The sequence below is a fragment of the Bacteroides sp. genome, from assembly GCF_052357945.1.
GTDB lineage: Bacteria > Bacteroidota > Bacteroidia > Bacteroidales > Bacteroidaceae > Bacteroides.
In genome coordinates this window covers 1-15,813 of the sequence record NZ_DAWCXD010000119.1, presented here as the reverse complement: position 1 = coordinate 15,813, position 15,813 = coordinate 1, and the positions used below count along the sequence as shown (strand labels likewise).

General features: G+C 40.7%; 11 protein-coding genes and 1 tRNA gene. 6 read left to right on the top strand and 6 right to left on the bottom strand.

Going from position 1 to position 15,813, the window contains the following annotated elements; translation table 11 throughout:
• Window positions 1-211: 211 nt before the first annotated feature.
• Both ACT8YW_RS17580 and ettA read right to left on the bottom strand, forming a co-directional pair.
• Complete coding sequence (locus ACT8YW_RS17580) at window positions 212-3,517, bottom strand: TonB-dependent receptor (RefSeq protein WP_444106458.1); 3,306 nt, start codon at window positions 3,515-3,517, stop codon at window positions 212-214.
• A 216-nt stretch (window positions 3,518-3,733) separates the two neighbouring features.
• Window positions 3,734-5,425, bottom strand: coding sequence for an energy-dependent translational throttle protein EttA (gene ettA, locus ACT8YW_RS17575; protein ID WP_444106456.1), 1,692 nt, complete (start codon window positions 5,423-5,425; stop codon window positions 3,734-3,736).
• A gap of 120 nt (window positions 5,426-5,545) precedes the next feature.
• On the opposite strand from ettA, the gene ACT8YW_RS17570 reads away from it, so the two are divergent.
• Window positions 5,546-5,618: transfer RNA gene (locus ACT8YW_RS17570), tRNA-Lys, on the top strand.
• A gap of 123 nt (window positions 5,619-5,741) precedes the next feature.
• Here the strand turns inward: ACT8YW_RS17570 and ACT8YW_RS17565 are convergent.
• The 3 genes from ACT8YW_RS17565 to ACT8YW_RS17555 form a co-directional block, all read right to left on the bottom strand.
• The gene (locus tag ACT8YW_RS17565; RefSeq protein WP_008999371.1) at window positions 5,742-6,680 is read right to left on the bottom strand and encodes a bifunctional helix-turn-helix transcriptional regulator/GNAT family N-acetyltransferase; all 939 of its coding nucleotides are present in this window, start codon (window positions 6,678-6,680) and stop codon (window positions 5,742-5,744) included.
• 127 nt (window positions 6,681-6,807) lie between these two features.
• Window positions 6,808-8,679, bottom strand: coding sequence for a PAS domain-containing sensor histidine kinase (locus tag ACT8YW_RS17560; protein ID WP_444106453.1), 1,872 nt, complete (start codon window positions 8,677-8,679; stop codon window positions 6,808-6,810).
• Window positions 8,680-8,871: 192 nt separating this feature from the next.
• The gene (locus ACT8YW_RS17555; protein ID WP_444106451.1) at window positions 8,872-10,257 is read right to left on the bottom strand and encodes a GDSL-type esterase/lipase family protein; all 1,386 of its coding nucleotides are present in this window, start codon (window positions 10,255-10,257) and stop codon (window positions 8,872-8,874) included.
• 91 nt (window positions 10,258-10,348) lie between these two features.
• Between ACT8YW_RS17555 and ACT8YW_RS17550 the strand changes: the two genes are divergently transcribed.
• From ACT8YW_RS17550 to mtgA, 3 genes are all read left to right on the top strand, one after another.
• Entirely contained in the window at window positions 10,349-11,701 is a 1,353-nt protein-coding gene (locus ACT8YW_RS17550) for an MATE family efflux transporter (protein WP_008999369.1), read from the top strand.
• A 164-nt stretch (window positions 11,702-11,865) separates the two neighbouring features.
• Window positions 11,866-12,582 carry an OmpA family protein gene (locus ACT8YW_RS17545; RefSeq protein WP_004300348.1) on the top strand — a complete coding sequence of 239 codons (717 nt, stop codon included), beginning with the start codon at window positions 11,866-11,868 and terminating at the stop codon, window positions 12,580-12,582.
• Window positions 12,560-13,303, top strand: coding sequence for a monofunctional biosynthetic peptidoglycan transglycosylase (gene mtgA, locus ACT8YW_RS17540; RefSeq protein WP_004300347.1), 744 nt, complete (start codon window positions 12,560-12,562; stop codon window positions 13,301-13,303). Before ACT8YW_RS17545 ends, mtgA begins: the two co-directional genes overlap by 23 nt.
• 91 nt (window positions 13,304-13,394) lie before the next feature.
• On the opposite strand, the gene ACT8YW_RS17535 is transcribed toward mtgA, so the two are convergent.
• Window positions 13,395-13,898 (bottom strand): RNA polymerase sigma factor, encoded by a 504-nt coding sequence (locus ACT8YW_RS17535; protein ID WP_004300346.1) that lies wholly within the window; start codon window positions 13,896-13,898, stop codon window positions 13,395-13,397.
• A gap of 240 nt (window positions 13,899-14,138) precedes the next feature.
• On the opposite strand from ACT8YW_RS17535, the gene ACT8YW_RS17530 reads away from it, so the two are divergent.
• The gene (locus tag ACT8YW_RS17530) at window positions 14,139-14,699 is read left to right on the top strand and encodes a LemA family protein (RefSeq protein ID WP_004300345.1); all 561 of its coding nucleotides are present in this window, start codon (window positions 14,139-14,141) and stop codon (window positions 14,697-14,699) included.
• Window positions 14,700-14,744: 45 nt separating this feature from the next.
• On the top strand, window positions 14,745-15,707 hold the full coding sequence (locus tag ACT8YW_RS17525; RefSeq protein ID WP_444106448.1) for a M48 family metallopeptidase: 963 nt from the start codon (window positions 14,745-14,747) through the stop codon (window positions 15,705-15,707).
• Window positions 15,708-15,813 lie beyond the last annotated feature (106 nt).

The window sequence follows — 15,813 nt, the reverse complement described above, 5'->3', positions numbered from 1 at the left end:
TAGCGATCATATTGCGGTGGTAATGAGGGTGAAGCTTTTAAAGAAGATAAGAAATGCGTTATATTAGTTTCCTCATTATAATGAATAAGGTCTATATATGGGATTATTCTTTAAAGTAAATCTTTAATTGAATATTATTCTTATAATATAAAAGAAAGCCGAACAATTTAAAAATTGCCCGGCATTCTTTTATTATGATATTAAACTACTATTAATTGAAGATATAACGTACACTAAACTGTACTGAATAAGTAGATTTAAAGCTTTGGAAATCACGATAAGTGCTTGTCAGCGTCTCACCAGCATTCTTATTCATAGTGAATTCTCCATTTTTATATTGCAACAAGCTAGAATTGATTACTTGCTTATAAAGTCCCCAACTGTTATTTAACAAGTTAGGAAGATTTTTGATATCAACTCCTACTTGCAACAAGTTACGCTTACCACCAACGTTTAAATAGAAGTCTTGATTCAATTTAAAGTCAACCTGATGATGCCATGGCATAACAGCTCCACCTCTTTCAGCATATTTACCTTTGCGATTCTTCAGATATTTATCTTGGTTAATATAATTCCAGAAATCATCTCTTTGTTGTGTAGCAGGATAAGAAGCAGCATCACTAAACTTCCAGTTATCCAATTCTTCACGCGTTGCAGGAATATACAATAAGCTATTTGCACCCGCATCACCAACAACATTACCAGAGAAAGTATATGAGTAACGGCTATATCCCCATGTTCCGGCATATCCCATCTGCATTCCTTCATACAATAAAGAAACACTGGTTGCAAAATGCTTACCATATTCTTTCTTATAACCAACTGTAGCCAAGATACGGTCAGGAGCTACATAAGTACCATAACCCAATTCATGTTCATTAATACCATTTACTGAATAAGTATTAGTCTTATAAGCTGAAGTTACCTGGTCACCAATACCATCACTATATGAACGAGATTTTGAATGTGTATAAGCAAATGATAAATCTAAACCAAAATCAAAGTTCTTACGCAATTGAGCTGAAATTGAATAGTAATAAGCACCTTTTTTCCAGTTTTCTAAAAGATAAACATTCTGACCTTTATTATATATCTTATAAGTATCACGAACGTCATTTGGAGAAAGAGTCAATTTTGCATCTTGTAACTCATAACCACGATTAGTTATAACAACAGGATTATAGTCACGACTGTAAATTCCTTCTAATGTAAAATTAATATCACCCGGCAATCTCATATCAAGGGCTAATGAAGTCTTCCAAGTAGAAGGCATCTTCAAATCTTTATCAATAATGGTAGGGTCTTTAGGAAGCTCTACTTTTGAATGTGTCTGACCGCCATAAAGGTCTTTCAATATCTCATCACGATTTGCATGGAAGCTTGGTTTGTATTGAGCAGTAGCAGCATCCGTATAATAATAAGTAGTTTGTCCCACACCTGAATTTCCCACAGCAGAAATCAACCATACGAAAGGCATACGTCCTACAAACAGACCTGTACCACCACGAAGTACATACTTACGGTCTCCGGTTATATCCCAGTTAAAGCCAACACGCGGAGAAACAGATACTTTTGCACCCGGAAGCTGATCTGTAGAATAATGCTGACCACCAAAATCTAATTTGGCAAACTCTTCATTATAATTATTCTTTAAAGAAGGATAAGTTGGCAATTCAAAACGAAGTCCACCTGTTACTTTAAAGTTTTCTGAAACAGAAATCTCATCCTGCAAATACAAAGAATATTGTTGAAATTTCAATTCTGCAAGGAATTGAGACATATCAGGTGAATTTGAGTGAGTTATAGCAAAAGCCTGCGGAGTTCTATCATTTACAAAATCATCCCAAGTTGAATAGACATAGTAGCCAGCACCTCCTAACATATAACCATTAATAGCTTTCGTATGCTCATATTGGAAACCAGCCATAAACTTATTAATACCTACATTCCAGTTGAACTCATCTGTAATAGTGAATACTTTTGTCTGACGCAGATTGCCTGCTGTGAAAAGGTCTGCGCCAAAATTAGCATATACGGCACCATCTTGTAAAATATCAACTGTCGGGAAAAGAGGACCATCAAATGAACGAGGCTCATCTTGATAGGAATATGCAAAACGCAACATATTATTCATTGCTCCTTGAGCCATACGCGAGTTCCATTCACCTGCAACAGAAGTAAAGTCACGCACTTGATAGTAGTTGGAATTCGAGAAACTCAAGGCATATTTAGAAGTACGTCCCTGTCCTTTGGCAATGTCACCAACAGGCTTACCATCTATAACTTCATTAGATTTACCTCCTGGATAAAGATCTGATGAATACAATGGATTGGTTGAACTAGTAGGGAAGTTAGAATCTTTAGTATGCGTTCTGGTAAAGCGGAAACTAACCTTATTATCTTGATTGGCATTCCAATCAACACGTGCCATAATACGATAAGCAGGAGTGTCCGTTGAATAGCCATTATACTTCCCTGGATTAAAGTCATACTTATTTATTAAGAAATTGCTTATAGCATCCATGTCACTTTGAAGAGGACGATGTACATTTCCACTGCTATAGCTCTGTCCTAGGGCAGTACGTGGGAGATAACTTGATCCCGCAGTTACATTATCCTCATATTCTCCATTCACAAAAAAGAACAACTTATCTTTTATAATCGGACCACCAAAGCTTGCGCCATAAGTATAATATTGAGCTTTAGAACGTAAAAGTTCATAATCATCAACCTTGCTTCCTTTTAGATTCTCATTATTAAAATACATATAGGCAGTTCCACGGAATTGATTATCTCCTGAACGGGTTACTGCATTAATTGCACCCCCTGTAAAACCGCTCTGACGAACATCAAATGGAGTTACAGCTACTGTAACTTGTTCCAAAGCATCCAAAGAAATTGGAGATCCGTTAGCCGGAAGATTACCTCCCAACCCGAATGTATTATTAAAAGCAGCACCATCAACTGTTACAAATGACTGACGATAGTTACCACCACCTACTGCAAAACCGTTACCAACATCAGCACCTTGTGGAGAAAGACGCATGATATCGCTGATACTACGAGAAATAGTCGGAGTACTATTAATCATATCACGATTGGCATTCATAATAGCACCTGCTCTGTCAGACTTCATATTACTCTCTTTAGAAGCAGTCACTACTACTTCATCCAACAGTTCTGAACTCTCTTTTAAAGAAACATTTAAAACATAATTCTCTCCCAATAAAAGATTAATTCCCTTGTAAATTGCTGTTTGATAACCAACATAAGAAATTTCTACTTTGTAAGGGCCGCCGGTACGCATACCCTGCAGATTAAATTGACCACTGACGTTAGTCACTGTACCATAACGAGTGCCTGATGGTTCGTGAACCGCAACGACTGTTGCTCCAATGATTGGTTCATCTTGTGCGGTCACTTTACCACTCATCGTGGCTGTTGTAACCTGCGCGCTCATCGTGACAGCGATAAACAACATTACTAGCACTAAGAAAGATCGCATTCTCTTTAACATAAATGTAGTTGATTAGTTAATATAAATTGTTTGCTTTTAAAAACTGTGCACAAATATAATTAATAATATTTAGAACTACATTACGATTATACTACAATTTTTTAAGAGAGATAAACGTTTCACTACCTTATAAAATGATAAAGGCTCTACAATATTTGCAGAGCCTTTTATTTTGAAACAGAAAGCATTAGAAATGCTTCAATCTATTACTTTATACTAGTCAGTCATTAACTTTCTATAACGAACACGCTTCGGCTCTTCATTTCCCAAACGTTTCATTTTGTTTTCTTCGTATTCTGAATAAGACCCTTCGAAGTAGAATACATTGGAATCTCCTTCAAAAGCCAGAATGTGTGTACAGATACGGTCGAGGAACCAACGGTCATGCGAGATAACTACGGCACAGCCGGCAAAATCTTCCAGACCTTCTTCCAAAGCACGCAGTGTGTTTACATCAATATCATTGGTAGGCTCATCGAGCAACAGTACATTGCCTTCTTCTTTCAAAGCCATCGCCAAGTGTAAACGGTTTCTTTCACCACCGGACAGTACACCGCAAAGTTTTTCCTGATCGCCTCCGGAGAAGTTGAAACGAGAAAGGTATGCACGCGCATTGATGTCACGTCCTCCCATGCGGATCAACTCATTGCCACCGGAAATTACCTGATATACGCTCTTATTCGGATCAATATCTCTGTGTTGCTGGTCTACATACGCCACCTTTACAGTCTCTCCTACTTCAAATTCTCCTTTATCTACTGTCTCCAATCCCATAATCAGACGGAACAGTGTCGTCTTTCCCGCACCATTGGGACCGATCACACCAACAATACCATTAGGAGGAAGCATAAAGTTCAAATCGTCAAACAATAGTTTATCGCCGTATGCTTTGGCCACCTGTTTCGCTTCAATGACTTTATTACCCAGACGCGGACCATTCGGAATGAAGATTTCAAGTTTTTCTTCTTTCTCTTTCACGTCTTCATTCAGCAACTTGTCATAAGAGTTAAGACGTGCCTTACCCTTTGCCTGACGGGCTTTCGGAGCCATGCGCACCCATTCCAACTCACGTTCCAGTGTTTTGCGACGTTTGCTGGCGGTCTTTTCTTCCATTTCCATGCGTTTTGTCTTCTGTTCCAGCCAGGAAGAGTAGTTACCTTTCCAGGGAATACCTTCACCACGGTCTAGTTCAAGAATCCATCCGGCTACATGATCGAGGAAGTAACGGTCGTGCGTCACGGCAATAACCGTACCTTCATATTGCTGAAGATGTTGTTCCAACCAGTCGATAGATTCTGCATCCAGGTGGTTGGTAGGTTCGTCCAGCAAGAGCACATCTGGTTTCTGCAACAACAAACGACATAAAGCTACCCGACGACGTTCACCTCCGGACAGGTTTTCTACCGATTGATCTTCAGGCGGACAACGGAGAGCATCCATCGCACGCTCCAGTTTGCTATCCAGATTCCATGCATCAGTCGCATCAATGATATCTTGCAGTTCGCCTTGGCGAGCAAAAAGAGCATCCATCTTATCCTGATCCTCGTAGTACTCCGGTAAACCGAACTTCTGATTGATTTCTTCGTATTCTGTCAGTGCGTCAACAATGGGTTGCACGCCTTCCATTACTACTTCTTTTACTGTCTTTGTGTTGTCTAAATAGGGTTCCTGTGCCAAGTAACCCACGGAATATCCCGGAGAGAACACCACTTCTCCCTGATAGGATTTCTCCAAACCGGCGATGATCTTCAATAACGTTGATTTACCGGAACCGTTCAAACCGATAATACCGATTTTCGCTCCATAGAAAAACGACAGGTAAATGTCTTTCAGCACATTCTTATTGGGGGTGAAAGCCTTGCTCACTCCCACCATTGAGAAGATAATTTTTTTATCGTCAGCAGCCATATGTATGATTATATATTGTTGATAATGGCACAAAGATAAGAAAAATGTTTGAATTCTTTTGGAGTTATAAAAAAATGTTCTACCTTTGCACCCGCATTCGAAAGAAAGCACTGAAGGACCGATTCGCTAGCTCAGCAGGTAGAGCACAACACTTTTAATGTTGGGGTCCTGGGTTCGAGCCCCAGGCGGATCACAGAAAGGCAGAATAGAAAAAGATAACTCCTACAATATCAAGGTATTGCAGGAGTTTTTTTATATTATATCCGTAACCAATAATCACTATCATATTTCCTAAAAATGATAGTCACACTTTTATCTACAACTCTTTCACCATATGAAAAGGTGCGTCTTGATACAGCCCTGACTGATCTAATGCACTACTTATGTGCTTATACCCGCATTTTTCATACATAGCGACAGCATTTCCAAACTGGTGATATGAAACAATATACATATATGTATATCCAGCCTTTATTGCTCGCTGTTCTATTAGTTGAAGTAGGCGTTTTCCAATTCCTTTCCCTCTAAGCTCTGGTTTAAAATGGAATTTTGACAATTCAGCGTACCCTTTTGGCAGGCCTTTAGTTGGATAAAAACCGCCGCCACCCAATATTACACCGTCACATTCAACCACCCAATATTCTGCATTTTTTATATTAAAAGTCTGAAACATCATATCTGTATGTGGATCATCATAAAATGTACCGACTTTAGGAGCGTCATGTTCTTCAACTGAAGCACGAAGTACACAAGCAATTGAAGTATTATCTTCTTCCTCTATTGGGCGTATTACAATGGGTGCAACATTCTTAACTGCAAGATTGGTTTCCTTTTCGTTCATTGTATTATAGATGAAGTCCATACTATTTATTATCTCTTGCAGTTGGCCATCATTCAGGTGTGCAAAGATTTCCTCCACAGATTGATTAGCGGCAGCATTTAAGCAATGATAAATTTCACATCCTTTTTGTGTGAGATTTATCAGCCCCATGCGACTATCTCTTTCTGTTCCTTTTCGACATATATACCCTTTTTGTTCCAGTTGTTTTAATAAACGGGAGAGCAAACCTTTATCCATGTTTAACTCACTGGATATATCTTTGGAACTTCTATCAGGGTGCAAATAAACATCCTGAATAATGCGAACCTCGGGAAGTCCAAATTCACTTTCTAAATAATACTTGTTAAGTACGCCTAACAACTTTGTATAGAACCTGTTAAAGGCTCTTATACTATTCACATGTTCCTGTTTCATGCCGCAAAGATAAGCCCTTTAGTTGACAAAGTCAACTAAAGGGCGAAATATATTATTTATCGCAAACTTTCAGGGCAATATTCATGAATCAAGGGAATCTTTCTTTTTTATATTTTCCCCAATATACTCATTCAACAGGTATAGAATGGCACGGTAATTCGATTACGAAAGTAGTGCCTATCCCCAGTTGGGAATCTACTAATATCCGCCCGTTCATTTTTTCGACGATCAATTTACAAATAGATAAGCCCAAACCGGCTCCTTGAACAAAGGAGTCCAACTTTTCAAACCTTTCGAATATCTTTTCAAGCATATTTTGCGGGATACCCCGCCCGGTGTCTTTAACACCGATTCGGACAAACTGATGGTCTATCTCATAGAAGACTTCCACATGTCCGGTGGTAGTATTCTTTAAAGCATTCGAGAGGAAGTTACTTACTATCTGTTTGATGCGCAGCTTATCCAGTTCTGCCAGAAAAGCATGCTCGGGATAGTTGGTTAAGAGTTCAACACCGGAAGGTACTTGATGAACATACTCCGCCACGCTCTCGTTAAGAAGTTCGGTAAGATTAACCCAGTCCGGATGGAGTTCTATATATCCGGATTCTATCTTAGAGAGATCAATCACGTCATTAATCAGATTAAGCAGAAGTTTGTTGTTGTGGCCGATCAGGGAATTATAAAGTTCTTTTTCCGCTGCATCCTCCGTACTAGCCAACAAGCTCGAAAACCCGATGATAGCATTTAAAGGAGTACGGATTTCATGGCTCATATTGGCCAGGAAAGCAGACTTTAAACGATCGGATGCTTCGGCTTTATCGCGTGCTTTGACAAGCATTTCCTCTGTCCGTTTCAGTTCTGTGATGTCATAATTGATGCTGATTATTTCGATAATCTGATCTTGCGGGGCATATTTCCTGACTAACAAATGGACATACGTCCATGTGCAGGTGCCATCCTCTCTATAGATACGCATCTCTTTGCTAAGTTTGACAGTAAGTCCTTTCCGCACATCGTCCAAAAACTGAATCAACAGGGCACGGTCGTCGGGATGGAAATGCCGGTATGCAGAAAAGATTTCGGATAAGGGAGTTTCATCTTCTTCACCTATATTATCGTACCAGCTCTTTTGGGCGTAACCATGTCCGGTCAAAACATTGAAGTGAGCATAACCAACCTTGGCATAATCACCGACCAGTTCAAAAAACTCTTCAAACTCCTGGATTTTATTATAAGCCACAGTTGTTTCTGTCTTATCCGCATTAATCAACAGGTAATTTATCGGTTGGTGTTCGTTATCATACAACGTAGTCACTTTAGTCACCAAATCAATCTTGCCCTCCTTTTGGGAGTTCTGATAATAGGAACCTACTTTCGAGAAGTCATAGCGGAAAGTAAAGTCGGCATCTTCATTCTTCTTCAACCGCTCTTTCATTTCTTTCGGGAAAATAGGATTCTCGAAAATATTGATACCCAATATATCTTCTTTCTTCTCTACATGAAACATCTCCAATTCCTTATCGTTCAAATCTATCAATACTCCATCCATATTATATAGTTCGATGCCGATTGGTAAATGCTTGAAAATGTTATATAAGAGACGTTCACTATGCTGCAATGCCTGATAAGCAGATGCCATATCGGGAGCATCTTGCACTTCGGCTATACCATAAACAATTTCATTTCCGTCTTCGTCCGTTTCTTGAAAGCAGATCTTACTACGCATCCAGACAGCTCCTTTCACCGTATCAAGTAAATATACCGCTTCCGGTCTTTGATGCACGCCAAAAGAATGGACAGTCGTAGGACGTTGCTCCTCCTTCAGAATACGTTTATTGAAATCCTCAAAACTTATAACTCCGGTCTTATCCAGACCTAATAATTCTAATATAAAATCAGAACACTCATAATTCGCAGTTGATAAATTGGCTTTCCACCATCCCATATTAGCGTTAGCCATCAACTGCGAGAAAAAAGTGAAATCTTGTAGTCTATTCATAACGCTATTTATCATTTTAATACTTTTTCGGGCGCAAAAATACGGATTACCTATAAACCAGACTTTCAGAAAGTTATATTTTTAGCATATTATAAGAAGTTTATTCGTCGTTAAACTAAAAAATTTCCGGTTGAAACTTTCTCATAAAGAGATTGTTCCAACCGGAAATTCTGCATTTATTGTGTTTCTATTTTACTTTTTCAGGGACTGATAAACAGCTTTTGCCATCACTTTGGCACCTGCTTCATTCGGATGAATCTTATCCGGGAATAGTTCGGGCATTCCGTCCATTGCCGTATGAAGATCGATGACGGACAGGTTGTTTTTCTTAGCAACTTTCTTTATCATCGGAATAATTTCTTTAGAGATTATATCGTCATTGATATTATCTCCGGTCTGATAGGCTTTGGAAGGATAACAAAGATAAATTTTCGGTTGGGCAGACAATGCTTTGAAAGCATCAACCATTGTTTGAAGATCTTTCGTGAAGTCGGCTTTATACTTCCAGTTGAACGATTTACTGTCATTCGTACCCAGTTTGATGACAACGATATTGGGATTGAAAGCCAGCGCATCCTGATAAGCCTTTTCGTTCATATAAGGATTATCGCCCTTATTCAACAGAGTGCGGGCACTTACTCCAAAATTCTTTACCCAATAAGCCTCTCCCAGCATACGACTTAACACAGCAGGATAGCTATCACGATCGCGATTCTTGATACGTGCTCCATACGTTATACTATTGCCGATACAAGCTACACGGATGGCATCTTTATGAGGCACTTTAAAACTACGAAGCCAGGAAGTCAGTTCATTCAGCATTTCACTCTTGTAGAGGAAATCCTCACGAATCCCCCAGCCATGTCCGCCGGAAGGATAGATATGAAGAACTGAAGGGACATTGTTCTTATTCAGAGCCAGATAATAATTAACTCCATTAGCAGGTGGAACCACCTTGTCGTCGTCACTGTAAACGATGAAGGCACGTGGTGTATCTTTCGTCACTTGTTTCTCATTGGAATATTCCGTTTCCAATTCGGCAGAAGCATCTTTTCCCAGAAGATTGTTGTGAGAACCCATGTGGGTATAAGATTTATCCATCGTAATCACAGGATAGAACAGAATCTGGAAATTCGGACGAAGTTCGGGTTTGGCGTGAGTGGCAATGGTAGATGCCAGATGTCCACCGGCAGATGAGCCCATGATACCGATATCATTGGGATTCAAATTCCAGACATCAGCACTGTCACGCACGGTTTTCATTGCTGCTTCAGCATCCGAAATAGGTAGAGTACGATCACCTTTCGGCATCCGGTATTTGAGCACAATTAATGCAATGCCTTGTTTGTTGAAATATGGCGCCCAGTCGTAACCCTCGTGGTTGACAGCCAAGCCGCCATATCCACCCCCCGGACAAGCGACCACAGCACGACCCGTTGCCAGTTCCGGTGCCGGAAGGAATACGCGAAGTGAAGGTTGTTCGATATCAAAAGGTTTCGGAGCGTTCTGTGCTACCACTCGTGAACCTGCCAGTAAGATAAATAACAAGAAGAAAATAGTAGATAATTTCTGTTTCATAGTATCTATATACTTTGATTAATGAATAATTAGACGTGCGAAGATAGTAATTTTACGTATCTTTGCACCTCATTTTGAATAGAAAAATTATATGCAAGGAATAAAGAATCTGACAAAAGGCCCCATCAACCGCCAACTGTTTAATCTGGCAATGCCGATCATGGCAACGTCGTTTATTCAAATGGCATATAGTCTCACAGACATGGCATGGGTAGGACGGTTGGGAAGTGAAGCCGTAGCCGCTATCGGCTCTGTCGGAATCCTGACGTGGATGTCCGGTTCTATCTCCTTATTAAATAAGGTAGGATCTGAAGTGAGTGTCGGACAATCCATCGGTGCGCAAAGCCAGGAAGATGCCCGCAGCTTCGCGTCTCATAATATTACGATTGCTTTGATTATTTCCATTTGCTGGGGCGGACTCCTTTTTATATTTGCAGAACCTATCATACGTATTTATGAACTTGAGGAACATATCACAGCCAATGCCATTCAATATCTGCGGATTGTTTCTACCGGATTACCTTTCGTTTTCCTTTCCGCTGCCTTCACCGGAATTTATAATGCAGCAGGACGCAGCAAAGTCCCGTTCTTTATCAGTGGCACAGGGTTGATATTAAATATCGTTCTGGACCCACTCTTTATATTCGGTTTCGGACTGGGAACAAACGGTGCGGCGTACGCCACCTGGATTGCAGAAGCAAGTGTTTTCCTGATTTTCGTCTATCAGTTGCGTTGCAGGGATGCGCTGCTGGGCGGTTTCCCTTTCTTCACCCGGCTAAAGAAAAAGTACACGCGGAGAATCCTTAAACTTGGATTACCCGTAGCGACTTTAAATACATTGTTTGCCTTCGTCAACATGTTCCTCTGCCGCACCGCTTCCGAACAGGGAGGACATATCGGCTTAATGACGTTCACCACCGGGGGACAAATCGAAGCAATTACCTGGAACACCTCACAGGGATTCTCCACCGCACTAAGTGCCTTCATCGCCCAAAACTATGCTGCCGGACGAATCGAACGGGTACTTAAATCCTGGTACACTACCCTATGGATGACGGGAATCTTCGGTACACTCTGTACTTTGCTATTCGTTTTCTTCGGAAACGAAGTTTTCGCCATATTCGTGCCCGAACAGGCTGCTTATGAGGCCGGAGGTGTATTCCTTCGTATCGACGGATATTCCCAGCTCTTTATGATGCTCGAAATCACCATGCAGGGAGTTTTCTACGGCATCGGCCGCACAATACCCCCTGCCATTATCAGCATCAGTTGCAACTATATGCGTATTCCGCTTGCTATCCTGTTTGTACGGATGGGTATGGGAGTGGAAGGAATCTGGTGGGCAGTCTGCGTCACCACCGTTGCCAAAGGTTTAATTCTTTTGAGTTGGTTCATTATTATCAAAAAGAAGTGCTTAAGTATTCCTTCAACGATAAAAGGATAATGTTCGTTTTCCTTTATTAACAAACAAAGGGATTCATCCGAGTTATTTTAACTTAAAAAGTACATGCTTGCCAAATAATATGTATCTTTGCATTGTTATTTATAATACGAAGCGATTCGTATAAAAACATTATTTATAAACCAATTAAAAAAAACATCAACATTATGAACAAGATGAAATTTATGGTTCTCTTCATGAGTATTGCCATGATATTTGGTAGCTGTGGAAGTATGAACAACACTGGTAAAGGTGCTGCTATCGGTGGTGGTTCGGGTGCTGCACTGGGTGCAATCCTGGGAGGTGTTATCGGTAAAGGTAAAGGTGCCGCTATTGGTGCTGCTATCGGTACGGCAGTAGGTGCAGGTACGGGTGCTCTTATCGGTAAGAAGATGGACAAAGCAGCAGCAGAAGCAAAACAAATTGAAGGCGCACAAGTAGAACAGATAACAGACAACAACGGATTGCAAGCCGTGAAAGTAACATTCGACTCGGGTATTCTTTTCACTACCGGTAATGCAAATCTAAGTGCTGCTGCTAAATCTGCTTTAAGCAAGTTTGCCAACAATGTGCTCAATCAGAACCGGGATATGGACGTGTCTATCTACGGATACACTGACAACCAGGGCTGGAAAAACAGCACTGCCGCACAAAGCCAACAGAAAAATCTGAACTTGTCACAAGAACGTGCACAGAGCGTGTCCAGTTATTTGTTGAGCTGTGGTGTTTCCACCAATCAGATCAAAGGTGTACAGGGAATGGGTGAAAGCGATCCCGTTGCAAGCAATGATACTGCTGCCGGTCGCGAACAAAACCGTCGTGTAGAAGTATACATGTACGCAAGTGAACAAATGATTAAAGATGCACAAGCAGCTGCTAATTAAAAAAATTCTGCGCTATACGCGCAACCTGCTGATTTTCTTCTTTGCATCCACTCTGTTGGCAGTGATTGTGTATCGGTTTATGCCGGTTTATGTCACTCCATTGATGGTTATCCGAAGCGTTCAGCAGATTTTTTCAGGAGATAAACCCACGTGGAAGCACACGTGGGTTTCTTTTGATAAGATATCTCCCAACCTGCCGATGGCGGTCATAGCCTCCGAAGACAACCGTTTTGCCGAACACAACGGATTCGATCTTGTAGAAATCAAGAAAGCGATGAAAGAGAACGAAACACGCAAACGGAAACGCGGAGCAAGCACCATTAGTCAGCAGACAGCCAAGAATGTGTTCTTATGGCCGCAATCTTCGTGGGTACGCAAGGGACTCGAAGTCTACTTTACGTTTCTCATCGAACTGTTCTGGTCGAAAGAACGAATCATGGAAGTCTATCTCAACTCTATAGAAATGGGAAATGGCATCTACGGCGCACAAGCTACCGCAAAGGTCAAATTCGGAACAACAGCTGCCCAGCTGACCCGGGGACAATGCGCACTTATCGCCGCTACTCTGCCCAATCCGATACGGTTTAACTCGGCGAAACCTTCGTCATACATATTAAAACGACAAAATCAGATATTACGGCTGATGAATCTGGTTCCTAAATTTCCACCTGAAGAAAAAGCCGTTGAAAAGAAAAAAAGCAAAAACAAGAAAAGCAAGTGATAATTGAATCATAAATAAAAAGAAAGGAGCAACGAGGATCTATCCCCTTGCTCCTTTTGCTTATAAGCTTGTTTGTATGCGTTATCCTCATTTATACAAAATCTTTCAACTCTTGTTGCAAACGTTGACGTGTGAAGAATATGCGGCTCTTCACTGTACCTAATGGCAATCCTAATTTCTCTGCAATCTCACGGTATTTGAAACCTGATACGTGCATGGAGAAAGGAATCTTATACTCCCGGGGGAGTGCGTTGACGATGCGATGCATCTCTTTCAGGTCGTAAGCACCTTCGGTACTTTCAAATCCAGAATCTTGTGGCAGATTTAAGTGATAATAATTATCGGTGGTATCAACAAAGGTCTGATCGCGTACTATTTTGCGGTAGTTATTAATAAAGATGTTACGCATGATTGTGTACATCCATCCTTTGAAATTTGTGTCCGGAACATATTTCTCTTCATTGTCTAATGCTTTTAAAGATGTTTCCTGCAATAAATCATTTGCTTCTTCACGGTTGGCCGTTAATTTATAAGCGAAACGAAGCAATTCTTCCTGTACTCCAATTAAATCTTTTCTGAAACTTAAACTTTTCATACTTTAATGGTTTTATGGTTAATATTCGTTTTTTCTCGACATTTGCAAGTTTAAAGGAATTTTGTGTATCCAACAGGGGAAAATTTGTCATTTCTTGGGGGTTAATTCTATCAAATGACAGATTTCAGGTGCTTTCTGATAGTTTTTAGGTGGTATTTAGTAAATATTTCCTTTACCTCTTGGTTAAAAGAACCAAATAGATTACTTTTGATTTTATATTATTAAATAAAACAAAAGGCCATGACCATACTTATTATTGTAGGAATTATTGTATTGCTGGGCATTATCTTTGCTTCCATGTACAACTCATTAGTGAAATTGAGAAACAATCGTGAAAACGCATTTGCCGACATCGATGTGCAGTTAAAACAACGCCATGATCTCATTCCCCAACTGGTAGACACCGTGAAAGGATATGCCGCACATGAGAAAGAAACGCTCGACCGGGTGATTCAGGCACGTAACGGTGCAGTCAGCGCAAAAACGATCGACGATAAGATAGCTGCCGAAAATCAGTTGAGCTCCGCTCTTGCTGGATTGAAGATTACTCTCGAGGCTTATCCCGATCTGAAAGCTAATCAGAATTTCCTGCAATTACAGGAAGAAATTTCTGATGTAGAGAATAAACTGGCTGCTGTTCGCCGCTACTTCAACTCGGCCACTAAAGAATACAATAACGCCGTGCAGACATTCCCGTCGAATATCGTAGCAGGAATGACCGGATTCCAAAGAGAGATAATGTTCGACTTGGGGAAAAACGAACGTGCGAATTTGGAGCAGGCACCCAAAATTAGTTTCTAAAACCTTTATATACACCGTCCATCCAATTACAAAAGTCGAACACGCATGCAATACGTCGGAATCCAAACACAGCAGAGCCGGAATAATCTGCGCTCTGCGTTTCTACTATTCCTGTTTCCCTGTCTCGTGGCAGCACTCCTCTATTTGGCCTGCTACCTGTTGATTCTTTGGGGATATAGAAAGGATATGGAAGTCGAAATGATACCAATAGTCAATCATTTCTTCTTCTCTTCGTTACCATATACCATGGGGATCGTATTAATCTGGTTTCTGATTGCCTATTGGGCTAACACAAGCATTATTAATTCCGCCACCGGCTCCAAGCCGCTGAACCGTCAGGAGAATAAACGAGTTTATAATCTGGTGGAAAACCTCTGTATGTCTCAAGGCATGAAAATGCCGAAAATCAATATCATCTATGACAGTTCCCTGAATGCATTTGCCAGCGGTATCAACGAACGCACATACACCGTTACCCTCTCGGAGGGCATCATCCGGAAACTAAATGATGAGGAGCTGGAAGCAGTCATCGCGCACGAGCTAAGTCACATCCGCAACCGCGATGTACGCCTGCTGATTATTTCCATTGTCTTTGTCGGTATCTTCTCCATGCTGACAGAAATCACGTTTTATGCCATTACGCACATACGCGTGCGTAGTAATAGTAAAGGTAGCGGCGGTGTGGTTCTTTTTATTCTTATTGCTTTAGTGATAGCCGCCATCGGTTATCTTTTTGCAAGCCTGATGCGTTTTGCCATCTCACGCAAACGCGAATATATGGCAGATGCAGGTTCGGCAGAAATGACGAAGAATCCGTTGGCACTGGCCAACGCTCTCCGCAAAATATCAGCAGATCCCGCTATCGAGGCAGTAGAAAGGAAAGACGTGGCACAATTATTTATTCAGAACCCCAAAAAGGCATCTAAAAGTATATTCAGCGGACTTAGCGGATTGTTTGCCACTCATCCTCCCATCGAAAAACGAATCGAAATACTGGAACAGTTCTAAATCGGGCTAAACTCATAAATAACAGGGGGTTCTGTTTAATTTTCATTAAAAGAAACAGAAGTATCCCTGTCTTTTTAGTATATTTGATTGTTATACATATATACAT